Source organism: Ruegeria sp. BG8 (genome assembly GCF_056538325.1).
The window spans coordinates 150,980-177,609 of sequence record NZ_JBQFSZ010000009.1 but is presented as its reverse complement, the minus strand read 5'-3'; the positions used below and the strand labels follow the sequence as shown (position 1 = coordinate 177,609).

Below are 26,630 nucleotides of genomic sequence, written 5' to 3'. Positions count from 1 at the left end.
CCGATCCGCCGTTACCCATGGTGATGCCGATTGCGTCTATTCAGCCTTACATGGCCATGGTGCCATTAACCGTCGCTTGCAGATTCTTCGCCCTCAGAGTCTCCCCAAGGCAACCGATGACTCCAGTTCTGTAAACAACCTTGTCCCTGTGTCTACAGAATACGGCATAAAAGAACCGAAACAAACGATGCGGAGCTTTGTTCGAACAACAAAGCCACCACCTTCTGGACTGCCGCAAGATAGTTAGGTTAGCTTGTCCGTTGCTTGTAGTAAGTGTCCTTGTGAACGATCAGACCGTCGCGATAGGTCAGAATATCAACGCTTAGGAATTCTTCTTTGCTGCCATCCTTGTGCGTCGCGGTGCGGCGGTATTCGCAATAGGCTTTGTTGCCGGAGATGGCGCAATCCAGTGTCTCCCAATGGACGTTCTGGACTTTTTCAAACAATGCGGAAAAGGCCCCTCGGATTGTCTCGGCCCCTTCAAGACGAACACCATGTTCATCGGGGCCAATAGCATGATCAAAGGTGGCATCCTCAGCAAAATGCTTCATCACGGCATCGATATCATTTGCGTTGAAGGCATCGCCGACAGAGTCGACAAGCTCTCGGGTCAATTCGGTCATACGCGTGGTCCTTTTCCTTGAAGCATTGTGCAGGTGTGTTTGAAGAAGGGGCTAGTTGGGTCAACAAGCGTGTTCAGCTCGTCAAAGTGATCGACATCAGGCACGACATAGAGGATCATCTGGCGGTCTGGGGTCTGGTATTTTTCAACATACATTCGCGCTTGACGGTGGAACTCATCCGTTTCCGCGCCGCCGACCACGACCAGTTGAGGGGCGTTTGTAATCGGGGGATGGTTGGTCATCGGGCTTTCGGCTTCGGCCTCTTCGGGGGTCATGCGGATACCGGCATTCAACGCCTCGGTCAGACGCACCGGTTCAAGGTAGCTGAGCGGTGAGACCGGGATGCCGGATTTGATCAGGTTCGCTGGAAGGTCAGCGCCAAACACTGGCCAGTTGGTCGCCATCATCATCTGGGTGATATGGCCGCCAGCCGAGTGGCCCATCACAGTGATACGGTCCGGGTTGAGGCCCAGATCGCGCGCGTTGCGCCAGACATAGGCGATGGCTTCTCGGATTTCTTCGGAAATACGCGTGATGGTCACGGATGGGCAGAGGTCATAGCCGATGATCACAACATTGATCCCTGCTGCAACAAAGGGCGGTGCGATGAAGCTGTAGATCGACTTGTCGCCGCGCTGCCAATAGCCGCCATGCACGTAAACCAGCGTCGGCGCATCCGCATCTGGGCAGCGGAAGACATCCAGCTTTTGCTTCTCGCCTTCCCCGTAACGGATATCGAGGCTGCAATCGGAGGTCGCGCGCGCGGCCTCGCTGTCGCGGATCCAAGCGGGAATTACGGTCTCTTCATAGTCAGGCCGCCCGGCCCGTAGATTGTATTGCGCGTCGAACTCCTCGGGGCTGAAGCTGGTGTGATAGGTCAGATGATCTTTCATGGCGAAGCCTCGGGTTGGGGCGCAGAGAAGAACGCGCCGCGGCAAAAGACAAGTGGCGGAACGGGCACGTGGGTGTAGTGGACGACGCGGCCCAACAGGATCTCATGATCATCTGCGTCGATTCTGCCGTGAACGACGCACTCCAATTGCGCCGATGCGCCAGGGATCAGGGGCGTCGCGGTTCCGGGGGTCCATTCCGTGTCGGTAAACCGATTTTCGACATCACTGGCGAAGTGCATCGCAAGATCTTTCTGATCGGCCGACAGGATATTGACGGCGAAATGATCGGATTGCGACAGGGTCGGGAAGACTCGGCCCGATTTTGCAACACAGACCGAGATCACCGGCGGCTGCAATGAGACCGACGTGAAGGAATTGGCGGTCAGGCCCCACGGTTCGCCGTCCGTGTCATAGGTGGCCACGATGGTCACGCCTGTCGGAAAAGCGCCAAGGGCGCGGCGGTAATCCCGGATGTCCATCACAACACCCCTTCGCTGGCACAGGCTTTTTCCAAAGCGGCCCATTCATCAGGGTTTGTCCCGAAAGGACGCATCACGTGATCCTGATAGGCTGGGCGTTGCGTCAGCCGTTGATACCATGCCTCGACATTCGGCAAGGGCGGGCGATCGACCTCGACGTTGAAATAGCGGTAGGCCACGCAGCCCAGTGGGATATCTGCCATAGTAAAGCTGTCACCGCAGACATAGGGGTTGTCCGCAAGGTGTTGGTCCAAAATGGTCAGGGCGTCATGCGCTTCGTCACGCAACTTGGCGATCTTTTCCGGGTCACGCTGGTCGGGTTGCGTGCGTACCGTGGCAAAGAACAGATAGATCACCGGACCAAAGGCACGGCTGGCCGACCACTCCATCCATTGATCCGCAATCGCGCGGGTCTGGATGTCGGACGGGCTGAGCGTTCCGGCACCATACTGGTCACAGAGATAGCGCACGATGGCAAGGCTCTCCCACAACGCAAAATCCCCGTCGCGGATTGCAGGGATCATTCTGTTGGGGTTGATCTGCGCGTACATTTCAGTGTCGAGCTTGCCAAAGCTGCCACCGGCCAGGTGCAGGGTGTAGTTCAAACCCAGCTCATTCGCTGCCCAGATCACCGGAATGACGTTCGATGAATAGGGGCGCCCCCAAATCTCAAGCATGTTCCAGCACCCTTTTCTGAGCAATGGATTGCGTGCCGAACCTGGGCACAACCTGCTCGAACAGGCGATGCCAGCTGGCGAGGATCTTTTCGTAAGGCACACCGGTATATTGCTGCATCAGCATGAGGTGATCGAGGCCGATGGTTTCCTGCCGCTCGGCAAAGCGATCCGCAACGTATTCGGCATCGCCCACCACAATGATCCCGCGCTTGTTGAGGAAATCAAACCAGTCCATATCCTCATCCTCGGACGTCATGTCTTCGCCCACGTCCAGATAGCCGTGTTTGGTCCATTCGCCCTTCGGACGCGACCCTCCAAGGAATTCGTAATAAGCATTGATCGGGCCCCGGATGGTGTTCACCGCCTCTTCCATGCTTTCACCGACATAAAACGCCGTGCAAACACCAACACCCTCGCCCAGCTTCACCTCGCGCCCTTCGCGTTGCGACAGGGCCTCGCGATAAGGTTCCCAACAGGCCAGCGTCGCCTTGGGGCCAGCCGCCATCGAAATCACACCCCAGCCGCGTTCTCCGGCCAGTTTGAACGTGGGCGGAGCATTCGACATCAGCCAGACAGGCGGATGAGGGTTGGAATAGGGGCGCGGATGCACATACATCGCTTTGTACTCGCCATCTTCACTGTGATAGCGCGGGTCCAGAGGGTCAAAGAACCGGTTGGTCTCTTTCCAGCCGGGCACCGGAAACTGGTAGAATTCGCCGTGGTGCGTAAAGGCCTCGTTGGTCCAGGCTTTCAGGATAATCTCAAGGCTTTCCTGATACAGCCGCATGACTTTGGCATTGTCGCGCCGGTCTGCATCGCGGTTGAACTGAAGGGTCGAACGCTCATTGATGCCCTTGGCAACACCGAAATCGAACCGGCCTTGCGTCATGTTATCCAGCATCGCGGCATCTTCGGCCACCCGCAACGGATGCCAGTCCGGCAGGATGATGGGGGCCGTGCCAACCCGCAGTTTTTTGCAGTGCGCGGCCACATGTGTACCCATCTGGATCGGGTTGGGCGGCGCATTCATATAGCCGTTATGGGCAAAGTGGTGCTCAGTAAACCATGCAGTGGTGAAGCCCGCCTGTTCGGCCAGCGAACACTGTTCGAGGATCATCTCCAGCGTGCGCGTCCATGGAATCGTCTCGCCAGGGCTGAAATTGGCAATCAAATCAAAGCGCATAACATCCTCCCAGACAGTTCAAGCGTAGTTGATTTTTTCTACTCTTTTCAACTAAGTTGATTTTTGCTCGAAAAGTCAACTAAAATCATTTATCCTGAAGTTATGAAAAATGACGTGTCCCAAACTGACGCCGAACGGCTTGGCAGTGAAATTCGCGAAGTGCGCAAGGCTCGGGGGTTAACCCTGCAGCACCTGTCCGAGGCCGTGTCTTGTTCCAAAGCCTATCTCAGCCGGATCGAGCTTGGGGCGGCCAAGGTGTCGGACGATCTGCTTGGCGAAATCAGCGCGGCACTTTCGGTTGATCCCAATTGGTTTTTTCCCAAACAAGCGGGCGAGGGACCGCTTGAACGAAAGCACGTCGTGCGGCGCGAAAACCGCCGGGCGCTGTCCGCTATGTACACGCGCTCAACCGAGGAATTGGGTTTTGAAGATGAACTGCTTTCAAGCACATTATCCGGCCATTGCTACCTGATCCTGTCACGCTTCCGCCCGGGTGCAGGAGAACCGCCCGAACCGTTGGAAGGCTATTCTTTCGAAGGTGAGCAACACGCCATCGTCCTGAGCGGCGAAGTCGAACTGCGATTGGGGGACGAGGTCATTTCATTGCGCGAAGGAGACAGCTTTTCCTACCCGTCCATGATCGCCCACCGATTTCGCAACAAGACTGGGAAAGAGGCCACAATGGTCTGGGCAATGTCGCCGATACGTATCACTTGGTGATTTTCGACGATCGACTTTTAGTAGTACGAAGCCGCCTGGGGGCTGATCGGACAAGGAAGTTGTTTGAAAGCCCTAGTCCAAGAATAGAATTCTTGTTTCGCGCACATCTCAAACGTCAGGGCGCATCTGATGCCATTGGGTCAACTTTTGAAACTCCTCCGCCATCTCCAAAAGCGCAGCTTCCTGAAAATGGCGGCCAACCAACTGTAGTCCAATCGGAAGGCCAGCTTTGGTTTGACCACAGGGAACGCTGATTGCGGGGTGACCGGTCAGATTGAAGCCGCAAGTAAAAGGTATCAAGGTCGCCAATTCCTGTGTTGGGTCAAAACGCGCAAGAGGCATGGCCGGGCGTGGCGTCGTCGGTGTCAGCAATACCTGAGCCTCTGCATTTTCCAGCACGGCAGTCACTTCCCGACGCAACTTTGATCGCGTGTTTATGGCATTTACCAATTGATCTTCGGGTGTCGCCAACCCGGTTTCGATCATCGCTGCAACCGCAGGTGAAAAATCACCTCGTCGCTGGTGTAGAGTATCAGCATTGGCCCACGCGAGTTCGGCCGCGAAAAACGTGACAATTGCGTCAACGGCCTGAGGCAGTGTAGGAAGGTCGACCTCGACAACGTCTGCACCCGTTTGACGAAAAACAGCACATGCCTCGGAAAAGGCGGCGTTGATTTCCGGGTCGAGGTCGCAGGTTTGGGCAATTGCTTCCAAAGTCGCTTCGCCCAGAATCGCGACTTTTTGGGAGCGGAAGACAGGGTCGCTGTGTCGGGGGCGGCTTTGCAGCGTCGCTGTATCCCAGGGATCGGGGGCCGCGAGGATTGGCAGGATTTGGGCGATCTCTGATGCTGTTCTGGCGATGATACCCACGTGGTCAATAGATGGGGCCGACGCCTGACGCATAACCCCGTGCGAGCTGATGAGCCCCCAGGTCGGTTTCAAACCCGTTGTTCCGGTCATCGCAGCGGGAATGCGAACAGAGCCTGCCGCATCGGTACCAAGTGCAAACCGCGCAGAGCCGACGGCAACTGAAACGCCAGCACCCGCACTGGATCCGCCCGGATAGCAGGACAGATCCCAAGGGTTTCGTGTTGGTGGTTGATCGAGGCCACAGGTCAGTTCATGCGCGATCTGTGTGCCGACCAGAATGCCCCCTGCGGACCGCAGCCGTTTGACCACCGTAGCATCTTGCGAAGGTATGCGGTCTGCGTATGCTTTCGAGCCTCCGGATGTTGCGACGCCGGCCACATCGAACACTTCTTTTACAGCAAATGGCCATCCCTTAATGGTCGCGGTGTCTGGGGTTTTGGGAATGTCGTCCTCGGACACCAGAATGTGCCGGTACGCGTGCACCATTTTTTCAGTACGCGCGACGGCAGAAAGGGTATCTGCTAGCTGATTATTGGTAGTGGAGGACATGGGTTTCCCTTCGCTTCCCGCCGTTGCTTAGGTCAACGGTAAGGCTAGCCAAGCAGCGGCCCTGCAGATGGTAACTGCCATCTTACGGCCCGTAAATCACGATGATCGAATTTGTGTCGGCATTGCTGCAAGCAACTGGTGTTGGGTGCTGGGCTCGGCCATTAAGTGGCCGCATCCGACAAAGCCCGATCGAGGCTTGCTGTAACCTGATCCACGTCTTCCATCGACAAGCACAGGGGCGGAACCATACGCAGGCATTGCTGGAAAGGCCCGGACTTGGACAGGATTATGCCCTGAGCGCGGCAGGCTTCGAAAACCTCTGTCGTCATCTCTTTGTCGGGGGTTTTGCTGTCGCGGTCGGTCACAAATTCCAGAGCCAGCATCAACCCGTGCCCGCGCACGTCGCCGATGGCTTGATGTTTGTCCTTCAGATCATGAAGGCGCTCTAGCAGTTTACCCCCGACGGTCTTGGCGTTTTCTTGCAGGCCCTCGTCGCGCATAACGGCAAGCACTGCGCGGGCGGCAGCAGCGGATGTCGGGTTTGCACCGTAGGTATGGAACATGAACTTTTCTGCCATCGGCTCAGCCACATGTTTCTTTGCTACGACCGCACCAATCGGGAATCCATTGCCTAAACCTTTGGCCATGACAATGATGTCAGGCACAACGTTGTCTGCCTCAAATCCCCAGAAATGATCGCCAGTGCGACCAAATCCAGACTGAACTTCATCAGCAATATAAAGCCCACCCGCTGCACGCACACGCTCTGCAGCGCCTGACATATAGCCGGGGGGCATCTGGTGAATACCGCCATAGCCCTGCACACTTTCGACGAAAATCCCGGCGACCTGACCGGACGTGGCGGCATTGATCGTATGAGTGATTTCGTCGAGATATGGGTCGGTGCCCGGCCCAAAGATACCGCGATACTGGTTCGGATCGGCAACAAAGGCTACGTTTCCGGGCATGCCGGGGTGACGCCAACCGGATATCCCGGTGATGGACTGCGCGGCGGCCGTTGGACCGTGATAAGCCGTCCGCAAGGCCAAAAGATCTAGGTTTCCCGTAAAGGTCCGCGCCATAGTCATGGCAAGATCAATGGCCTCAGAGCCTGAGTTTGTCAGATGCACCACCCAGTCGTGACCTTTCGGCATTGTCGCGGCCAGTTCCTCGGCCAGATGTGCGGGCGTCGGATGATAAAACATGGTCGTGCAATGTGTCAGTTCCTGCGCCTGCGCGGTGGCCGCGGCCACGACGCGCGGATGGGAATGGCCGACCGAAATGCAGACATTCATGCCCAGAAGGTCTGTGTATTTTCGTCCCTGCGTGTCCCAAAGGTACTGACCGCGGCCTTTCTGGAATACAATCGGTTCGCGAAAAGGCGTAAACCGCGTAAGCGAGGCCGCATAATACTGATCGCGCCGGGCGGCGGTACTGTCAAAGTTCCAATCGGTGTGAAGGGGGTGATCAGTCATGAGTTGGCTCCGGCTTTCATACGGATGTTTTCGGGATCAAACGGGGGTTCTGGCAGTATTTTTGCCTTGCGCTGCTGCCCCAGAATCGAAACGGTCAGGTTGTCGCGCGCAGTAGTGTCACGCAGATAGGCCAGCGCCAGAACCCTACCAGTGCGGTGGCCGTATGCGCCTGAGGTGACAATCCCCACGGCACGCCCGTTTTGCCAGAGGGTGTGAGCGTAGAATGGATCGACCTCGCCCGCCTCGATTTCGAGCAAGACCATGTCCCAGGGATTCTCACGCGCAAGCGCGTCGCGCAGATCCTTGCGGATGAAAGGGGTTAGACCGGCCTCAAGCGGGCTACGTTCTGTAGTCAGGTCGCTGCCCCAGCCGCGATAACCCTTTTCCAGCCGCATCGAGTTGGCGGCATACGCCCCGTAATAGCCAAGACCATGAGGCTGCGCTGTTTGTTCCAGGGTGAGAAACAACTGCACAGCATTGCCACGCGGAACATGCAACTCCCACCCGCATTCGCCCAGATAGGACATGCGCAACGCGCGCAGAACGACCCCGTTCACTTCGGTTTCGCGCGCAGATAGCCACGGCATATCGGCTAGATCCGGCAGGACATTCGGGGCTTTTGGCCCCATTACCCCGATAACGGCATAGTCTTCGGTCACGTTTGAGATCGTGACGTCGAACCCGGCAGCCCGGTTTCTAAGCAGATCAAAGTCGATCTCTTCCGCCGCAGCTGCCGATGTCAGATAGGCGCGGTCCTCGGTTAGCCGGGTCACTGTGAATTCGGACAACACGCCACCCGCAGGGGTCAGCGCGTGGGTCAGGCCGATACGTCCGACACCGGGCGCACGGTTGGCCCCAAGTGCCTCAAGAAAGGTGGTCACGTCCGGGCCGCTGGCCTCGAACTTTGAGAACACAGACAGGTCCGCCATGGCCACGCGGTTGGTGGCGGCGTCGACCTCGGCGGCAACGGGGGCGAACCAGTTGGCCCGGCGGAAAGTCTCATCTGCTGAGGCGTCAGGTGTGTCCGAGAACCAGTTGGGCCGTTCCCACCCATGGGCGGCCCCCATCACCGCGCCGCGTTCCACCATCAGGTCATGCAGAGGCGACAGACGCAGGCCACGCCCGGCGGGGCGTTCTTCGTGCGGGTAATGCACGCCGAATTGCAGACCGAAACACTCGATGGCCTTGGCCACGCGATAATTGCGATCCGCCCATGAGCCAAAGCGGCGGCTGTCCACCGCCAGCGCATCCATCGGCGGCGCGCCGTGGGTCATCCAGTGGGCGAGGAACCAGCCCGCGCCGCCACCCTCCATCACGCCCATAGACGAGCCAGTCAGTAGCCAAGCGTTCTGCAGCCCATGCGCCGGGCCGATCAGCGGGTTGGCATCCGGGGTGAAGGTGATCGGGCCGTTGATGACCGACTTCACCCCACCTGTTTCCAGCGCCGGGATACGCTCCATCGCGGCCATGATGATATGTTCTACCCGGTCCAGATCGGGTGGCATCAGGTCCGCACCGAACTCGGGCGGGACGCCATCGACGGACCAGACCTGCGCCTCTTTCTCGTAGGGGCCGAGGATCAGCCCGTCGCGCTCCTGACGCACATACCAGCTTTCCTCCGGGTCGCGGATGATGGGCAGTTCGGGCAGGCCTTGCGCGATCCGGTCTGTGACCGCCTGCACGGTGTCCGTGACCAGATACTGATGCAGCACCGGGACCGAGGGGATGTTGAGCCCCATCATATGCCCGATTTCCCACCCCCAGGTGCCCGCCGCGTTGACCACATGCACGGTTTCCACAGCACCTTTAGGCGTATCGATCACCCAATGCGCGCCTTCGCGGCGGATGGCGGTCACAGGGCAATTGCGCGAGATTTGCGCGCCACCCTTTCGGGCAACTTCCGCCATTGCCTGCGTGGCAAGCGTGGGGTCGACGTGGCCGTCATCCGGCTCATAGATGCCGCCGATCAGCCCGTCGAGGCTCGCCAATGGGTGCAGTTCGGCAATACGCTCGGGTGTCAGGACCTCTAGCGGGTAGCCGGTGAAGTCCGACAGACCCGCCACGTGGCGGAATTCGTCCATGCGATCCGGGTTTCGCGTGATCCGCATTGCGCCCGAGCGGTGGAATCCGCAATCCCGCCCTGTCTCTTCCGGCAGGATATCGCGGTACAGCCGGACCGAGGTGGCACGCAGTTCCTGAATGGTCGGGTTATGCGCGAAATGCGTGCACAGCCCCGCCGCGTGCCATGTCGAGCCATGGGTCAGGTCGTTCTTTTCCACCAGCAATACGTCCGACCACCCGGCCTTGACCAGATGGTACATCAGCGACACGCCCATTGCGCCGCCTCCGATGATGACAACCTGCGCTTGGGTCATGCGCGCATCCTTTCGTTTGTCGGGTCGAAGGGTGGGCGGCGCAGCGGTATGGCTGCGTAGGATTTCCCGGCGACCTGTACGGTGAATTGCCGCGCGCAGGTCTCGGCCAGTGTTTCACCCTGTTGGGTGGAGACCAGCGCGAAGCACAGGTTCAGCCCAGTGCGCGGTCCGCGTGCGCCCGAGGTGGTGAAGCCAACATGATGCCCGGCCTCAAAGATAGGCTCATCATGCAGCATCAGCGCGTCGCCTTCGATCTGCATTGGCACCAATCGTTTGCGGACACCTTCTTCGCGTTGCGTGACAAGGGCATCCTTGCCGATGAAGTCCTTGGTCCAATCGATCGTAAAGCCCAGTCCGGCCTCAAGCGGCGTGGTAGTTGGATCAAGCTCATGACCCCAATGCAGGAACCCTTTCTCCATCCGACAACCGTCCAGTGCGAAGAAGCCCATCGGTCGCGCACCAAGCGCGTGCAAGGCATCAAATACCTGTCCCGGTACAGGGCTGGGGCGATGGATTGCCGAGGTGGGCAGCCAGATTTCATAGCCATATTCGCCCACGAAACTCAGCCGCTGCACCCAGTGAGAACTGTCACCAAGCATAAGCCTGCGCACCTGCCCCAGCTCGAAATTGCGCAGATCGCGGCCTGTCAGGTCCTCCATCATCGCCCGCGCGCCGCCGCCCATCAAGCCGAGGATCACGAAGTCCTCGGTTTGATCCGTTAGCGAAACGTCGAAGCCCTGTAGTTGGCGGCGCAGCCAGGCCAGATCGCGCTGCCGGGTTGCGGCTGGGCTGGTGATCCGCGCCCCTTTTGGTGCGTAGCATTGCACCGTGGCGTCAATCTCAACCCCGCCCTGATCGTTCAAGAATGGCGCGTATCGGACGTGACCATCAGGTGCGAGGCTACGGCAGGAGAGCCAGTTCAACGCCTCGTAAACCTCATCCCCGTCCACGCGCAGCTTGGTCATTGGGGCAAGGTCCAGCAGGACGGCCCCTTCGGCCATCTCGCCCGCTTCGTTGGCCGCGTTGGGCCACCAGCCTTGGGCCCCGACCGAATAGGGCTGCGCATTACCATACCAGAGCCCACGCTCCCACCCCGCGGTTTGACCGAACTGCGCGCCAAGTGCCGCCCAGCGGTCGTGCAAAGCGGATTTTCGCAGGCCCCGCCCGGCTTTGGGCTGCTTGTAAGGCCAATGCAGCGCGAACAAGTCGGATACAGCCTCTTCCACGCGGGCATCCATATGATAGGGCCTTGCCGAGATCGGATCGGCGCGCGCCACGTCGACCTCCCACATATTCATCGGAGGGTGGCCGTCGACCATCCAGTCCGCCAGCGCCCGCCCGATCCCGGCTGAGGACATCACGCCGACCGAGTTCATGCCAGCCGCCACAAACAACCCGTCTACATGGGTTTCACCGACCAGAGGGCGGGTGTCGGCGGTAAAGCTTTCGGGGCCGTTCATGAAATGCTGAATGCCGACGGTTTCCAGGGACGGGCACAACTCCAGCGCAGCCTCCATGAAAGGTGCGAACTGGTCCCAGTCTTCGGCCATTTCCAGGAAGGCGCGGTTGCTCTCGGGGCCGTAGGCGTCCCAGCATTTCGCATTGGGTTCAAACCCTCCGATGACAAGCTTGCCCGCGTCTCCTTTGAGGTAGATACCCCGATCCAGATCGCGGATCACCGGAAACGGGTCGGGTAGATCGGGCATCGGTTCGGTCACGACATACATATGCTCGACCGCCTGCAGGGGCAGGGCAACACCCGCTGTCGCCGCCAGTTCACGCGACCACGCGCCGGTCGCAATCACCACCTTGTCGGCCAGCATCTCGGTTCCATCGGACAGGGCGACACCGGTGACGCGTGTGCCCTCTGTCAACAGCCGCTCGACCTGTACCTGTTCGCGGACTGTAACGCCCCGGGTTTTGGCCGCACGGGCGTAGGCCATACAGAGGTCCACTGGATTGACATTGGCGTCCTCTGGCACGTGCAGCGCACCTACGTGGTTCGTCAGGTCCAGCATCGGCATCGGCACGTCGTCCGCCGAGATCACTTGTGGGGACAGCCCCTGCACCGCGCCCAGATCGGCGATGCGGTGCAACTCGTCCATCCGCGCGGCCTCACGCGCCAGCCAATAGCCGCCGGTGCGGCGATAGCCGGTGGACATTCCGGTATCGGCCTCAAGCGCGGGGAAGACTTCCAAAGCGGCCATCGCCAGTTGTGTCATGTTCGGGGTCGCCCTCAGGGGCCCGACGATCCCCGCCGCATGCCAGGAGGTGCCGGAGGTGAGCTGGTTGCGTTCCAGCACCGTCACATCCGTGGCTCCGCGCTTGGCAAGGTGGTAGGCCACGCTCAGCCCGATGACACCGCCGCCGATGATGAGGGTGCGCGACATCAGAAGTAATCCCGATCTGGCTGTTCCGCCTTGCGCATCGCGATGTAGTCTTGCAAGGCCTCGTCAATCTCTGGATCAAGGCCGGGGTCTTCGTAAGCCTCCAGCTGCTCTTTCCAGATCGCGTTGGCCCGCATCGCGGCGTCCTTTTCGCCTGCAGCCTGCCATTGCTCAAAGGAATTGTCATCCGGCGTCCATGGGCGGAACAGGGCGGACATGAAATTGGCCTGCGTGTGTTCAGACCCCAAAAAATGCTGCCCCGGCCCGGTTGCAGCAATGGCCTCCATCGCCTGTGCGTTCTCGCTCATGTCGATGCCGTCAAAGAAACGTCCGATCTTGCCGCAGAGATCGTGATCGATGATCGTTTTCTCGAAGGATGTGACGAGGCCGCCCTCCAGCCAGCCGGTCGCGTGATTGATAAGATTGGCCCCCGCGAACATCGACATCATCAGGCCCCACGCCGCCTCTTGTTGGCTTTGGGCATCGGGCAGCTTTGACGAACTGAGTGTGCCCACGGTGTGCAAGGGCACCCCCAGTCTGCGGGCAAGCTGTCCGGCAGCCAACACCATCAACCCGGCTTCGGGCGTGCCGAAGGTAGGCGCGCCTGATTTCATCGACATGGTCGAGGCAAAACTGCCCATCAAACAGGGCGCGCCGGGGTTTACCAGTTGGGTCAGCGCCATTGTCGCCATGGTTTCCGCCAGTACCTGCGCCAACGTCCCGGCAACGGTTGAGGGCGACATGGCCCCGGTCAGAACCCAAGGCGTGCAAGCCACAGGCTGACCCGCCCGCGCGTACGTTTTGAGAGCTCCGGACATATGACTGTCCATCACCAGCGGTGCGTTTGTGTTCGACACGCAGTAGAGCACCGCGTTTTCCGCCAGAAAATCCTCACCAAACACAATCCGCGCCATGTCAATGGCATGACCGGCACGTTCGGTTCCGATGAAAGCCCCCATAAAGGCCCGGTCGGAATACCGAATATGGCCGTACAGCATGTCGAGGTGGCGTTTGTTGGCTGGCAGATCGACCGGTTCACACACGACACCGCCGGAATGGTGCAGCCATGGCAAACTGTGGTGGAGCTTTACCAAATCAATGAAATCCTGATGCGAGGCATAGCGACGGCCGCGATCCAGATCGTGTACGAAAGGTGGTCCCCAGGCCGGGCACAGCACGCTGGAATCGCCGCCCAGCTGAACGCTATTGGCCGGATTGCGCGCGTGTTGAGTGAACTGCGCGGGCGCGGTTGCGGTGATGGTGTTGCGGCAGAAACCAGGGGCAAAGCGCACGCGGGTGCCGTCCACATCACAGCCCGCCTGCGCGAAGATCTTGAGGATCTCAGGATCATCCTGAAACTCCATCCCCGTCTCGGCGAGGATGGTATCGGCATTGGCCTCGATTTGCTCCAGTCCCTCGTTACTGAGCACATTAAAGGTCGCAAGTTTTCGCCGAATGAATGGCGCACGCGGCTCTAACCCCAGGCGATTGGACGCGGCCTTACGGCGTCGAGATGACCGAGAAGTAACCATGCCAACAGTCATGCAGCAGCACTTGACGCAAACCAAGAAAATCTCAACTGTATAAAAATTATTTATACTAAGGATGCGTAGATGCTGGATCGCCGTAGTTTGCCACCCGGGCTGATGCGCTCGCTTGAGGTTTTTGTTGCAGTGGCAGAAACCGGTCAAATGCGCGCGGGCGCAAAGCTTTTGAACCTTTCGCAGCCCGCGGCCTCGCAACATATCACGGCACTGGAGAAAGCCTTTGGTACGGTGCTACTGGATCGCAGCACGCGCCCGGCACGGCTGACCTACGCCGGGGCACGACTGCACGGGAAAGCACAGAAAATTCTGGACGCGCTGTCGGACATGGAAACGGAATTGCGCCATGTTGGTCAAAAGTCTCTGACCTTGCTGCGTGTCGGCATCCAAGCCTCAATCGCGACCACCCTGACACCTGCGTTGATCGATCTTGCCCAACGGGTGTTTTCGGTCGAAGACATAACACTCCACGCCGGTCAGAGCGGCAACCACGAACACCTTCTGCGGACCAAACAAGCCGATCTGGCGATTACTTCGAACCCGTTTTTGGATATGGATGGGTTGGAACGCCATCACGTGCTGACCGAGAGGTACCTGCTGGTTCTGCCAAAGGCATATGACGGTCCGACGAACAGTTTGGATGCGATCCAAAGGCAACTGCCACTGGTTCGCTTTGGCGATACCACAAATGCCGGCCGCCAAATCGCCCAGCACCTGAGGCGCTTGAGGTTTGAACCGGGCAAGGTCATTCAGGCGGACCGCTCCAGCATGGTGACGTCATGTGTGTCCGCGGGGCAGGGATTTAGCCTGTTGACCCCCACGTTGTTGATCGATGGGCTGGTCGAAAACATGAGCCTTCGAATAGTAGAGCTACCGGTTTCTGGTCTGTCGCGTACTTTGACAGTCGTTGCCAGAAAGGGCGAGTTGCAGAACCTGCCAAAGGCTTTCGCAGACCTGTCGAGCCAAGAGCTGTCGAAGCAGATCAAAGCACAGATGGGAAATATCGCGGAAACGAGCTTGGATTGCGGCTGAACCAGATCCTTTGAGACAAAGAATACACGGCGGTGCTCGGTGCTTTTCCCAAGTCACCACGTCTTTGTTCAGGTGGATAAGATGTCGACCTGGCCTAATTAATGTTTCGTCTTAACAATGCGCAAGGACGGGGCAATTGCAGGTCGTATGGTTCAAACGCGACTTACGTATGGAAGACCATCGTGCGTTGGTGCAGGCCGCGCAACATGGACCTGTTCTGCCGATTTACGTTGTTGAGCCCGAGCTTTGGCAGCAACCGGATGCGTCCGCGCGGCATTGGAGTTTTGTGGCCGAGACGCTTGTGGAATTACGTGACGATCTGGCTCGAATGGGTCAACCTTTGGTCGTGCGTTTTGGGTCCATTACCGAAGTTCTTGGGACGTTAAAGCAAAGCGGGCTTCTGCAGGCACTCTGGTCCCATGAAGAGACGGGGAACGATTGGAGCTACAAGCGTGATCTGCGTGTCGCAGCGTGGTGCCGCGAACAGGGCGTGCCCTGGTTCCAGGTGCAAAACCACGGCGTTTGGCGAAAGCTAAAGTCCCGGGATGGTTGGGCGACACGTTGGGATCGGGTCATGGCGGAACACGTCAGCCGAGCACCATTTCTGCACCCCGTCAGCGTCGAGCCGGGGCAAATACCAACGATCCGCGATCTGGGTCTGTCCGATGATCCTTGCCCGCAGCGTCAGGCTGGGGGTCGGCGCGCTGGCATGGAACGCCTTACGAGTTTTCTGAGCGATCGCGGAGAAAACTATCAACGCGCGATGTCCATCCCGGTTGACGGGGCGATGGCGTGCTCAAGGCTCTCGCCGTACCTGGCGTGGGGCGCCATTTCGATGCGCGAAGTTGCCCAAGCCTGTGAAAAGCGCCGCCATAACCTGCCGAAAGGGGCGCGAAACTGGCAAAAGTCGTTACGTTCATTTTCCGGACGATTGCACTGGCACTGCCATTTTATCCAAAAGCTTGAGGACGACCCCCGGATCGAGTTCGAAAACATGCATTCGGACTACGACAGTCTGCGTCCTGACATCCCTGACGCTGAACTTTTGCGCGCTTGGTGCGTAGGTGAGACAGGATACCCGTTTCTGGATGCCTGTATGCGGTCATTGCAGGCGACAGGGTGGTTGAATTTTCGGATGCGCGCGATGGTGATGGCAACGGCAAGCTATCACCTGTGGTTGGATTGGCGCGCGCCGGGGCAGCATCTGGCGCGGATGTTCACCGACTATGAACCCGGCATTCACTGGAGCCAGGTTCAGATGCAATCGGGCACGACAGGCATCAATACGGTGCGCATCTATAACCCGGTCAAACAAGGGTATGATCAGGACCCAAGCGGCGCATTTATCCGAAGGTGGCTGCCTGAATTGGCGGAAATTCCTGACCAATACATTCACGAACCTTGGAGGTCGGAAACGCCCTGTACCGTGATAGGGCGGCGTTACCCAGCTCGTATCTTTGACCACCTTGCCGCGGCAAAAACCGCGCGTGAGCGTGTCTGGGCAGTGCGACGTGGTCCCAGGTTCCGGGCTGAGGCGCAAGCGATCGTTGCCAAACATGCGAGCCGTAAGACAGGGCGTCCAAAGCGTGGGCGGGGGTCAAAAAACGGGGCGGTGCAGCTGAGTCTTCCTTTTGGAGATGCCCAATGAAAATGCGCAAGAAATCGGAGCTGCCTCAAAAAACATGCGCCACATGTGGTCGTCCGTTCGCATGGCGCAAGAAATGGGCGAAGGTGTGGGATGAAGTTCGCTATTGCTCGGTTCGGTGTCGGCGATCTTCTTGAATCCTGTGCTGCCGAAGCAGTCTTTGGTCTTCGAAAGATACGGCTGATCTTCAGCCCGTTTGCTGGGGTGCAAGTTCATCAATGCGTATGGCGCCGCGCCAACTCTTGTTTGCCTTGAGATGCCAGCGACTTAAGTCGAACTCAAACAGAACCCACGAGACGATAAATGCCCTCAGCCGCAGTGCTTCTGCCCAATCAACTGTTCGCTGAACACCCCGGTTTAGATGAGAGCCGGGATCGTGTGGTGTTGTTTGAAGACCCGCTATTTTTCGGCGACGCGCAATATCCGATGCGGATGCACAAGCAAAAGCTATGGCTCCACCGTGCAAGCATGGCGCGCTTTCATCAGATCTTGCGCGCCAAAGGCGTCAATGCCGAGATCTACCCTTATGAAAAGCGAGCGGATGCCTGCCTTCGACTGTTTCAACGCCTCGCCTCAGAGGGGATTGATCAAATAGTCATGGTAGATTCTGTGGACTTCATTGCACGCAGACGCCTGGAAAAGGCTGCGCGCGCTTTGGACTTAGTCCTGGACTTCCGCCCATCGCCGGGCTTTTTGAACAAGCCTGACGACAATGAGTTTTGGATCAAGGACCGCAAACGCTGGTTCATGGCCGACTTTTACAAACACCAACGCCGCCGGTTTGGTGTTTTGATGGAGGGCGATCAGCCTCTTGGTGGTCAATGGAGCTTTGACAAAGACAATCGCAAAAAGGTTCCCAAAACGCTGATCAACAGCTTGCCTTGGATAGATTGGCCTGAACATGACGCCGTGGATCAAGCTGCCAAGCGCAGTGTGTTGTCTGAGTTTCCAGATGCGCTGGGCACGATAGAAAAGCTCTACTATCCAACGTCTCATCAGGCTGCGGAAGCGTGGTTGCATCAATTCCTGGAACGCCGCTTTGACAGGTTTGGCGACTTTGAAGACGCTATTTTGGAGGGTGAAAGCTGGCTCTGGCACGCTGTTCTCACGCCTGCGCTGAACATCGGACTGTTGACGCCAAAACAAGTGCTCGACGCAACGTTGTCATTTGCACGGAAACGAAACGTTCCGCTCAATTCGGTCGAAGGTCTTGTGCGCCAGATCATCGGGTGGAGAGAATTCATGCGCGCCACCTATGAACACCTTGGTGTTCAGATGCGCACTTCAAACAACTGGGGCCATACCCGCAAGATGCCCGCGTCTTTTTATGACGGGACGACAGGCATCGGCCCGGTCGACGACACGATCCAGCGCATCCTGCAAACAGGCTATTGCCATCACATCGAACGCCTGATGGTCCTGGGGGGCTTTATGTTTCTCTGCGAGATTGACCCGAATGAGGTGTATCGGTGGTTCATGGAGATGTTCGTTGACAGTTATGATTGGGTTATGGTCCCGAACGTTTATGCCATGAGCCAGCATGCCGACGGCGGGCTTATTACCACCAAGCCTTACTTTTCAGGCTCGAACTATGTCCGAAAGATGAGCCATTGGGGGAAAGGTCCATGGGCAGAGACCTGGGACGGTTTGTACTGGAGGTTCATTTTCAAGCATCAGGACGATCTTGCCCGCAACCCCAGATGGTCCATGATGTGTAAAGCAGCGGCGCGAATGGGGCCAGAGACCAAACAACAGCACCTTAATGCCGCTAACACATTTCTGGATCAGCAGTTTTGAAAGCCTGTTTGCTGGACTCTTGAAGCTCGGGCTATAAGCTTGGTTTGACTTTCAAAAGAGGTACAGAATTGCTGGCTCGGATTGCTTCATTCATGTTCACGGCGGGGGTTGGGATTTGCGGGACCGTTACCGCGTTGGCCGCGGACGTATTGCATCAATGGGTGCAATTGGGACCTGATAACACAATCATAGTTCGTGCGATTTCGACGACACCCGACTGTCCAATGATTGAAGTCGACGGGCAGTTTTTTGCGATGGCCAAACGTGCAGAACCGAACAACGCTTTCGACGAAAGCGTCTGCGAGCACCGCGCGTCAATAGCCACGGAAAGTCTGTCGCTCAATGGAAGCCCGCTGCCAATTCTGCGCCCAAACGCAGAACGCATTATCGTGCTTGGGGATACCGGATGCCGCATTCGGGGAAGCCGCGTTCAGGATTGCAATGATCCAGCCGCCTGGCCGTTGAAATCCATAGCGGAAGAAATTGTGTCGAAATCACCGGATCTGGTAATCCACGTCGGAGATTATCTGTACCGATCATCGGAATGCCCGGATCCCGAGAAATGCGGAGGATCTCCATTCGGTGATAATGATCAGGCTTGGTCCGCCGATTGGTTGGAACCTGCAGATAAGCTGCTGACAACCGCCCCGTTTATCTTTCTACGCGGAAATCATGAAAACTGCGGGCGCGGCGACAAAGGATGGTTTCGCTATTTTGCATCTGGTTCTTTCCCGGCAAACTGCCCTGCAGTGACCGAACCCTGGAGCGCCTCGGTGGGTGATCTTGATTTTGTGTCCTTCGATTCCTCTGCTGGTCCCGCACCGCTCAGCAGCCCTGATTTGTTGCCGGTCTACGGGCAAATGGCCAGGGACGTGTTTGCGAATACCAGCAATGAAACATGGCTGCTTACGCATCGCCCACTATGGGTGAACATGCACGCCTTTGGCGAGCTGATCGATGGCGACGACACACAGCGCGAGGCTTTCGGCGCAATTATTCCAGAGACTGTCAGCCTTATTCTGTCCGGCCATATTCATGCCTTTCAAGCAATAGACCTGTTGCATGGACCCGTTCAGGGCATCGTCGGCAACAGCGGAACGCAGCTTGATCCCATGCCTTCCGGCATTGCCAATGACGTTGAAGTTGCGGGAAGTCTGGCGCGCACCATCGTCAACAACGGTGAGTTCGGTTTTCTGATGCTGAACAGGCAACCTGACGGCGGTTGGCTGATTGACGCGATTGACGCAAAAGGGCAGGTGTTAAACCGCTGCGAACTGGAGAGACGATCGCTTTCTTGCGAGTGAAGTCAGTAAGGCACCGGTTAGATCCGTTTGGTTCAGCATCAAGCAGAATATGTTTGATAAGCCGCCTTAGCCGACGTCATGCGCGGCGAAACACCGTTAAGGCTAGCGCAGTTAGGTGGCGGGCTTAGTCATTTTGCGATGGCGTTCTAGCAGATCAACGCCCAGCTGTTTCAGGAACCACAGCAGGTCGATGAAAATCCAGTTCTCAGCCAGTTTACCGTCCTCGCATCGGTAAAGGTCGACAATACGCATGTCTGCTTCGGTTTCAGAGATATTGGTTAATCCCATAAACCCGCCCTTTGGTTTCATGGTCAGGCTCGGATATCCGAAAAAACCACAATAGGCGCCTTCGCCGATCCGCGTTGCATGGCCATTGTGACGTACGAATTCCAACCCGTCCTCAAATGGCCGGGTATGACCTTTCATGTAACCCTCATGCGTAAAAGACGCGCCGATGCCCGCCGGGCCCCACCATAGCATGTCATCGGCCCAGTCCTTTTCCAGATCGGATTTCGTCGTACGCACCCCCGACGTAATGAGCGTGTTCAACATGCCATAAAGAATATCCAGCGACTCTTCGCCCTGTTCCGGTGGGCAGGGCCCGAACAGCAGCCCGTCTTGCGTTTGTGGCCCAGGGGTAATTGTGTAAACGCCCGTCGGCTCAGGGATGACCTTGCTGCCCGTTTGGATCATCAAACCTATGATGTCGATATGAAGTGACGACTCTGCAATTTTGTTGTCTTCGATGCGGAAAAACTCGCAATACCGCAGGAAGGCCATTTTTTGCGTCGGCTCAATCCCAAGCCACGGCTTTTGAAACTGACCCAGCAAATGACCCATCGAGCACACCCACAAGGACTTGTAGTCATCCAGACGATTGCGGCCTGCAAAAAAGATGTTTTCGCGCCGCTGAATTGGGGCAAAGGCTGATTTGAAGGGAGTCCAGAAGCTTTGGGCGAACGCCTCGGGTCCGCGGAGTTCATTGAAAGGGTAGCTGCAAAGGCATTTAAAGCCTTCTCCCGTGTATCGTGCCAAAATGTCCGCCGCGTTGTTCGGTTCAGCCGCGTCAACTTCACCATAGAAATTCCGTATCAGCTGTTTGGCGTCTTGTAGTTCCATTTTGCGATCCTGTATTGAAAACGTATGCAATAATATATTCCATAATTCAGCACATCAATCCCCGTGGTGGAATTTAAGTTTGAAAATTTATGTAAATGGAGGGTAAAACTGTTGCTAAGAAAGAGAATACGTATGCGAACAATTGATTCGAGGTTCAAAATGGCAAAAGAAACAGAAGCCCTTGGAAAGCCCTCTGCAACACGGACGCCAAAACCCGCGGGCAAGGACAGGGGCACGCATATCCGCTTTCGTCCGTTAAGCGATGAGCATATGCCTGCGGACTTTTCGGTTTCGCTGGAGAATTACCGCCGTGGTGGTACGCGCGAATTCCTGGACAAAGAACCTGACCATGTCGTGACCCATTCGATGCATGGGTTCGAGCCCCGTTTTAAGAACATCGTCGATTACATCGTTCGCATCACCCACCAGATCTGGGAAGAAAAGGACATCGGATTTATCTACGACACCTACAGCCATGATTGCCGGGTGTGGGATGACATCGGCCTGCAATATGGTCGCGACAAGATCGTTGCTGATACCGTTCATACCAACAACGCAATTCCTGATATTCGACTGGTCGCGGATGAAGTGATCTGGGCGGGAAATGACGAGGTCAGTTTTCACACGTCACACCGAACCATGATCCTTGGCACGAACACAGGGTTTTCGCGATTTGGTCCGCCGACAAACCGCCCGTTGCGCCTGCTTTGTATCGCCAATTGCGTCGCGCGGGATAATGAGATTTACGACGAGCATGTCGCCTATGACACCGCCGCCCTGATCCAACAGATGGGGCTGGACGTTGGCGAAACCGCCCGCCGCATCGCTTCGCAACGTGCCCAGGGGCCATTCGCGCCGAACTATGCGGCAAGCGATCCGAACCGTTTGGGCGGCCAAGGGTTCCCCAAGCGCCCGACAATCCCTGACGTTGTTGATGGCAATGTACGTGAGTTCGTTAGCGCCGCGTTTGAAAGTATCTGGAACCGTCGCGACTTTAGCGCGATGGATCGCGTTTATGCGCCGGATGTGGTCTTTGAGGGCTCGACCAGCCGGGTTTATCGCGGTGTCGGTCAGTTGCGCTCGCATGTGATGTCAATGATCGCCATGTTCCCGAATATCAGAATCTCGGTCGATGACATCTATTGGATGGGGAACGCGGAAGATGGGTTTCTGGTCTCGGTTCGTTGGGGCGGAGTTGGTGCCCATCGCGGTAACGGCGCTTATGGCGAGCCAACCGGAAAAGAGGCGCATGTCTGGGGGATCACCCAGTGGCAGATCAAGGATAACAAAGTCCTCAAAGAATGGACTGTCTTCAACGAATTCGGAATCCTGATGCAAATCCTGGGAGAATAACGGCCCGGTCAGAGCGTAAACGCACCCCGCTGGGGGTGCGTCTTGCCTTTAGCCCCGCATATTCGAAAGGCGCGCCAGAACATCCAGGCCTTGCTGCTTCCAGAAATGCAGCAAGTCGATGAAAATCCAGTTCTCGGTCAGTTTGTCGCCCGAGCGGCGATACATGTCGATTACGCGCATATCCCCCGGCTTGCCGGTGGCAGGCATTCCCATAAAACCGCCCGTTGGCGTAAGTGTCAGATTGGGCCAGCCAAAGAAGCCGCCAAAATTCCCTTCGGCGATGCGGGCAATGTGGCCGTTGAAGATGCGATCCCCAAACCCCTCACGGAATGGTCCGGCATGTTGTTTTGCGTATCGTTCGATTGTGTACGTCGCGCCAATTCCAGTAGGCCCCCACCAGATCATGTCATCGTTCCAGCTGCGGGGTAGCTCGGTCAGCAACCCTTGCTCCTCACGTCCTTTCCAGTCGCGGATGTCGTTGATCATGAACTCGATGGCATCCAGTGTCTTTTGCCCCTCGACCGGGTTTTGTGCGTCAAACATGACGCCATCGTGGGTCATCGGGCCGGGCTGGACCAGTTGCGCTCCGGTTTGGGGTGGGAAGGGGTTCAGGCCTGCTTGCATCATCAAATGTGGGATGTCGAAGAACATTGCTGTATCGGTGATCTTGCCTTCGTCCACGCGAATGAATTCGGCATAGCGCAACATGACGATCTTGTTGGTGGGCGGAATGCCCAACCAGGGATGGTCGAACAAGCCCATAAGGTGCCCCATCGAGGCGACCCATATGCCGCCATCCTCAAGGCCGTTTTCCCCGGCCATGAACAGGTCCAACCGTCGCTGCAGGCGTGTCACCGAGGTCTTCAGGGGTACCCAGAATTGATTGGCGACCTCAGCGGGGTCGTGAATTTCGTTGAACGGATGATACCCACGCCAGATTGCGTCTGGCGCACAAAAGGTTTTCACCGCAGCGACAGGGTCATCGTCTATGGCAGCATAAAAGTCTCGAACGAGGGATTTGGCGGATTGTAAGTCGGACATAGGTCACACATTGATATTGTGGTTGGGGTGCGCAAAAAGAAATCCGGCAAATAAAGCCGGATTTCCATAGTTTGATGTTAGCCCTTTACGGCACCTGCCGTAAGGCCACTTACGATTTGTCGCTGGAAGAACAGCACCAGGAAGAACAGTGGAATCAAGGCGCTGACTGCGGCGGCCACCGCGAACATCACATCGCCTGTCTCTCGCACCGTCCCAAGGAAGCTGGCGATCTTTGGTACCATGGTCTGGTTTTCGGAGCTTAGCAGCACGGCACCGATGGCAAAGTCGTTATAGGCCAGCAGGAAACTGAACAGCCCTGTGGTAATTACGCCCGGCCACATGACGGGAATGATCACATAGCGGAACGCCTGGAACCGCGTGCAGCCATCGACCATGGCGCTTTCATCCATGTCTTTGGGGATGTTCAGAAAGAACGAATGTAGCATCCACAGGGTAAATGGCTGGTTGATTGCGACAAGCACGATGACGGTGGTTCCCAGCTTGCCCCATACGTTCCACTCAAAGAACGGCAGCAGGTAGCCCGAAACCAGCGTGATATGCGGCATCGCGCGAAAAACCAGAGCGGCCATCAGCAGCCAGAACGCATAGCGGAAACCGGATCGTGCAAGGGCGTAGCCGCCCAGTGTGCCAAAGGTCAGCGAGATGATCACCGTAAAGAACACCACGATCGCGGTATTGATCGAATTGCGCCAGAACTCTTGCTCGACCCAAGCGCCGTAGTAGCCCTGACCTGTAAAGGCGCTGCCCGTTTCGGCCTTTGTCATCACGCCGTAGATGGCGTTCGTCCAATCGGATTTTGAGAAGAAGTCGGGCTGAACCTTGAATGATCCCCAAACCGTCCAAAGGAACGGGCCGGCGGCGATTAGGACCCACAGGACCACGAAGCTGGTGGTGAACCAGACCAGCCCTTTGGAGCGTCTGTCTGCTACGGATGTCGACATGATCAGGCCCTCTTCCGATTAAAGTCGCGCCATGTACGGACCAGCACGGGTGCCAGCAGGATCGAGACGCCGATGATTGTCAGAATTGAAGTTGCCCCGGCCGATCCGAACAGCTGGACGTCACCACCGCGCAGGTCGTTGAAAATGATCCAGGACAGCGACGTCGCTTTGGCCGAGGCCTGAAAGGCCACGATCGGTTCGAACACGCGGAAATTGTCCATCAATTGCATTAGGGTGATGAACACCACGAGCGGCATCATGTAAGGGACCACAACGTAACGTATTGCCTGCCAACGCGAGGCCCCGTCGATCTTGGCGGCCTCAAGCGTTTCTTTCGGTACGGTCTGCAGACCCGCATAGAACACGATGAAACTGAAGGGAGCGGAGCTCCAAATTCCATAGACCATCAGCATGATCCATGTCAGCGGTGTCGATGCCTTCAGTGACAGGTTCGGGTCGTTGAAGATCTTCTGCAATGTCGCGCCGATGACGCCGTCGGCATCCACCATCCAAAACAGGATCAGCGCCCCGATCAGCGGCGTTACGATCATCGGAAGTAGGGAGACGAAGATTGTCGGCCCCTTGATGATCTGCGGCAACGTATTGACCGCTAGCGCGACGCCCAGACCGATGATTAGGACAAACGGTGTCACGACCGCCGTATATGTGAGGGTAAAGAAAAGAGCCTTATAAAATGGCAGGTTCATCAGTTCGGATATGAACTCGCCCATGGTCTCGGTTTCGTTCCAGGCGGTGCTCACCTCTTCTGTGGCGAGGTGCTTGCGATTTGTATAAGTCCCAAGCCCGTTAAAGCGCCCCAGCGGAGCCTCATCCTGCAGCGCCGAGGTGGCTTCGGCATCAACTTGCAAAACTGTTTCGCATTTGAAGGGTGTGCAGTTTTCAACCTCGACCATGATCTGTTCGTGCTCGACGAAAAGCGACTGCACGGCGACAGAAACAATCGGAAGGGCGATGAACAAGATCATCGCGGACAAAGACGGCAAGATAAACCAGAAGAATGCGCGGTGTTTCACAGCCCCATACCCTTTGTTTCTGCGTGCTTTTGGAAAACAACGACCCGGGGCGGCCAAAGCTGCCCCGGGTTTTGACGCTTAAAGGTAACCGGCCTCTTTCGCGGCAGCGACATAGGCTGCTTCGATGTCGGACAGCGTCTGCTCCGGGCTTTCGTTGCCTTGCAGGAAGTCAGGAAGCTCTTCCTGAATAGCCTGATGCAGCAGACCCATGTAAGGCAGCATCGGGTAGGGCTCGGCACCGCCGCTTGCGGTCGCAGCAATACCTGCCGCGGCTGCACCCGGCTTGTACGAGTCCATCAGCCAAACGGCGGCATCGTTGTTTGCCTCGACCATCTTGTCGGAAATGCCGTGGACCATCGCGATGAACGTCGCCTCGGCGTCTTCGTCAGAGATGTTCTTTGAGATGGTGAAGCCGTCCCACCAGAGTGAGGAAGCGGGCGCCGATCCGCCAGCGACGGTTGGTGCGCCAACAAGGACAGTGCTTTCAGCGACCCCGGCTTCGGATCCTTCTCCGCTCAGCAACTCACCGCCGCTGGATCCCCAAAGCTGGGCAATAGCCAGATCGCCTGATTTCCAGATCGGCACCACGGTCGCGGTGTTGTAGGTCAGGAAATCCGGATTCGACAGCGCGACCAGCTGCTTCATCATGTTCAGCGTTGCAAGGCCGTCTTCGTTGTTGATCGACGGCTCGGCTGTTCCCGGCTTGAAGAACTCGCCGCCGTGACCGAGATACATGTTCACGAATTCCTCGCCCAGGTTCCAGTCGGCCATGCTGAGGAAGGCGAACGGATGGTCCATGATGCCTGCGTCTTTGATGGCCTGGCCGGTCTCAACCACTTCTTCCCAGGTTGCGGGCGCGGGCTTACCGACCTGCTCCAGAATGTCTTCACGCAAGAACAGGTGCTGCGCGTTCGCCATGAAGGCAATCGCCATGATCTTGCCGTCGATCGTGATCAGTTGGTTCTTTTTCAGGCTTTGCCCATGTTTTGCGACCAGATCGTCCAACGGGCGAAGCAGACCTTCGTTCAAGAGCGGCACGATCGAAGAGTTCGCAACAATGACAGAGCTGTATTCAGCTGGATTGGCCGTCAGGGCCTGCTTGTGAAAGGTGCGGAAATCTTTGTTGTGGTTGGCAGCGACTGTAACGCCATCACCCGCACATTCGGCCGCTGTAGACGTAACCGCCTTTAGTGCGGGGAAGTCGTTTGCCAGTATATTGACGTTGCCACTGGCGATTTCGCATTCGGCATACGCTGCAGTGGCGATCAGTGCCGCAACCGCACCGGCAGCGAAGTTTTTAACTAGTTTCATCGTTAGAGGTCCTCCGGTTGGTTCTGTACAGGCGCTAACCTGCCATATCCTTGTTTTTTGGACGCTACTTGATCAGTAGTGCATTCGCATTCAGCATTATGCCAATTTATCTGTACCTGACAAGTTAATCCTTCTCGGCGGCCATATTTCTCATAATTTGCTTTAAAACTAATGATTTTGCCTTCTATTTAGGCGTGTTTCCCATGATCTAGGTAACTTCCACTTGCTATTCTTCCGAATCTTTGGCAGCTTTTTTG

Annotated in this window: 22 protein-coding genes; 7 read left to right on the top strand and 15 right to left on the bottom strand. The window is 57.1% G+C overall.

What is annotated here, in order from left to right:
• Positions 1-248 precede the first annotated feature (248 nt).
• Genes ACR0DG_RS17135 through ACR0DG_RS17115 form a run of 5 tightly spaced genes read right to left on the bottom strand, consistent with a single transcriptional unit; the run spans position 249 to position 3,855 of the window.
• Positions 249-623: a nuclear transport factor 2 family protein gene (locus ACR0DG_RS17135; protein WP_480698864.1), complete on the bottom strand. Its 375-nt coding sequence runs from the start codon at positions 621-623 to the stop codon at positions 249-251.
• Positions 620-1,516 (bottom strand): alpha/beta hydrolase, encoded by an 897-nt coding sequence (locus ACR0DG_RS17130; RefSeq protein WP_480698861.1) that lies wholly within the window; start codon positions 1,514-1,516, stop codon positions 620-622. The genes ACR0DG_RS17135 and ACR0DG_RS17130 overlap by 4 nt, the downstream gene beginning before the upstream one ends.
• Entirely contained in the window at positions 1,513-1,995 is a 483-nt protein-coding gene (locus ACR0DG_RS17125; protein ID WP_480698859.1) for a flavin reductase family protein, read from the bottom strand. Before ACR0DG_RS17125 ends, ACR0DG_RS17130 begins: the two co-directional genes overlap by 4 nt.
• Entirely contained in the window at positions 1,995-2,672 is a 678-nt protein-coding gene (locus ACR0DG_RS17120) for a glutathione S-transferase family protein (RefSeq protein ID WP_480698857.1), read from the bottom strand. The genes ACR0DG_RS17125 and ACR0DG_RS17120 overlap by 1 nt, the downstream gene beginning before the upstream one ends.
• Positions 2,665-3,855 carry an LLM class flavin-dependent oxidoreductase gene (locus ACR0DG_RS17115; RefSeq protein ID WP_480698855.1) on the bottom strand — a complete coding sequence of 397 codons (1,191 nt, stop codon included), beginning with the start codon at positions 3,853-3,855 and terminating at the stop codon, positions 2,665-2,667. Before ACR0DG_RS17115 ends, ACR0DG_RS17120 begins: the two co-directional genes overlap by 8 nt.
• Positions 3,856-3,969: 114 nt before the next feature.
• On the opposite strand from ACR0DG_RS17115, the gene ACR0DG_RS17110 reads away from it, so the two are divergent.
• Entirely contained in the window at positions 3,970-4,575 is a 606-nt protein-coding gene (locus tag ACR0DG_RS17110) for a helix-turn-helix domain-containing protein (RefSeq protein WP_480698854.1), read from the top strand.
• A gap of 108 nt (positions 4,576-4,683) precedes the next feature.
• Here the strand turns inward: ACR0DG_RS17110 and ACR0DG_RS17105 are convergent, their stop codons facing one another.
• From ACR0DG_RS17105 to ACR0DG_RS17085, 5 genes are all read right to left on the bottom strand, one after another.
• The gene (locus ACR0DG_RS17105; RefSeq protein ID WP_480707237.1) at positions 4,684-5,904 is read right to left on the bottom strand and encodes an amidase; all 1,221 of its coding nucleotides are present in this window, start codon (positions 5,902-5,904) and stop codon (positions 4,684-4,686) included.
• A 251-nt stretch (positions 5,905-6,155) separates the two neighbouring features.
• A complete protein-coding gene (locus tag ACR0DG_RS17100; protein ID WP_480698850.1) occupies positions 6,156-7,469 on the bottom strand; it encodes an aspartate aminotransferase family protein in 1,314 nt (437 codons plus the stop codon).
• A complete protein-coding gene (locus tag ACR0DG_RS17095; RefSeq protein ID WP_480698848.1) occupies positions 7,466-9,844 on the bottom strand; it encodes a GcvT family protein in 2,379 nt (792 codons plus the stop codon). The genes ACR0DG_RS17100 and ACR0DG_RS17095 overlap by 4 nt, the downstream gene beginning before the upstream one ends.
• Positions 9,841-12,234: a GcvT family protein gene (locus ACR0DG_RS17090; protein WP_480698846.1), complete on the bottom strand. Its 2,394-nt coding sequence runs from the start codon at positions 12,232-12,234 to the stop codon at positions 9,841-9,843. The genes ACR0DG_RS17095 and ACR0DG_RS17090 overlap by 4 nt, the downstream gene beginning before the upstream one ends.
• The gene (locus ACR0DG_RS17085; RefSeq protein WP_480707241.1) at positions 12,234-13,763 is read right to left on the bottom strand and encodes a trimethylamine methyltransferase family protein; all 1,530 of its coding nucleotides are present in this window, start codon (positions 13,761-13,763) and stop codon (positions 12,234-12,236) included. The genes ACR0DG_RS17090 and ACR0DG_RS17085 overlap by 1 nt, the downstream gene beginning before the upstream one ends.
• Before the next feature lie 81 nt (positions 13,764-13,844).
• Between ACR0DG_RS17085 and ACR0DG_RS17080 the strand changes: the two genes are divergently transcribed.
• The 5 genes from ACR0DG_RS17080 (at position 13,845) to ACR0DG_RS17060 (ending at position 19,553) form a co-directional block, all read left to right on the top strand.
• The gene (locus ACR0DG_RS17080; protein WP_480698842.1) at positions 13,845-14,807 is read left to right on the top strand and encodes a LysR family transcriptional regulator; all 963 of its coding nucleotides are present in this window, start codon (positions 13,845-13,847) and stop codon (positions 14,805-14,807) included.
• A 136-nt stretch (positions 14,808-14,943) separates the two neighbouring features.
• On the top strand, positions 14,944-16,455 hold the full coding sequence (locus tag ACR0DG_RS17075) for an FAD-binding domain-containing protein (protein ID WP_480698840.1): 1,512 nt from the start codon (positions 14,944-14,946) through the stop codon (positions 16,453-16,455).
• A gap of 2 nt (positions 16,456-16,457) precedes the next feature.
• On the top strand, positions 16,458-16,589 hold the full coding sequence (locus ACR0DG_RS17070) for a DUF2256 domain-containing protein (protein WP_480698904.1): 132 nt from the start codon (positions 16,458-16,460) through the stop codon (positions 16,587-16,589).
• 166 nt (positions 16,590-16,755) lie between these two features.
• Complete coding sequence (locus ACR0DG_RS17065; RefSeq protein ID WP_480698838.1) at positions 16,756-18,249, top strand: cryptochrome/photolyase family protein; 1,494 nt, start codon at positions 16,756-16,758, stop codon at positions 18,247-18,249.
• 224 nt (positions 18,250-18,473) lie between these two features.
• Positions 18,474-19,553, top strand: coding sequence for a metallophosphoesterase (locus ACR0DG_RS17060; RefSeq protein WP_480698836.1), 1,080 nt, complete (start codon positions 18,474-18,476; stop codon positions 19,551-19,553).
• A 111-nt stretch (positions 19,554-19,664) separates the two neighbouring features.
• Here ACR0DG_RS17060 and ACR0DG_RS17055 read toward each other — a convergent pair whose 3' ends face one another.
• Positions 19,665-20,672 (bottom strand): ester cyclase, encoded by a 1,008-nt coding sequence (locus ACR0DG_RS17055; RefSeq protein ID WP_480698834.1) that lies wholly within the window; start codon positions 20,670-20,672, stop codon positions 19,665-19,667.
• 159 nt (positions 20,673-20,831) lie between these two features.
• Here ACR0DG_RS17055 and ACR0DG_RS17050 point away from each other — a divergent pair, with 159 nt between their 5' ends.
• A complete protein-coding gene (locus ACR0DG_RS17050) occupies positions 20,832-22,025 on the top strand; it encodes a nuclear transport factor 2 family protein (RefSeq protein WP_480698832.1) in 1,194 nt (397 codons plus the stop codon).
• Between the two features lie 48 nt (positions 22,026-22,073).
• Here the strand turns inward: ACR0DG_RS17050 and ACR0DG_RS17045 are convergent, their stop codons facing one another.
• The 4 genes from ACR0DG_RS17045 to ACR0DG_RS17030 form a co-directional block, all read right to left on the bottom strand.
• Positions 22,074-23,066: a nuclear transport factor 2 family protein gene (locus tag ACR0DG_RS17045; RefSeq protein WP_480698830.1), complete on the bottom strand. Its 993-nt coding sequence runs from the start codon at positions 23,064-23,066 to the stop codon at positions 22,074-22,076.
• Positions 23,067-23,143: 77 nt separating this feature from the next.
• Positions 23,144-24,028, bottom strand: coding sequence for a carbohydrate ABC transporter permease (locus ACR0DG_RS17040; protein ID WP_480698828.1), 885 nt, complete (start codon positions 24,026-24,028; stop codon positions 23,144-23,146).
• A 2-nt stretch (positions 24,029-24,030) separates the two neighbouring features.
• Entirely contained in the window at positions 24,031-25,062 is a 1,032-nt protein-coding gene (locus tag ACR0DG_RS17035; RefSeq protein ID WP_480698826.1) for a carbohydrate ABC transporter permease, read from the bottom strand.
• Positions 25,063-25,140: 78 nt separating this feature from the next.
• Positions 25,141-26,373, bottom strand: coding sequence for an ABC transporter substrate-binding protein (locus ACR0DG_RS17030; RefSeq protein WP_480698824.1), 1,233 nt, complete (start codon positions 26,371-26,373; stop codon positions 25,141-25,143).
• Positions 26,374-26,630: the final 257 nt, after the last annotated feature.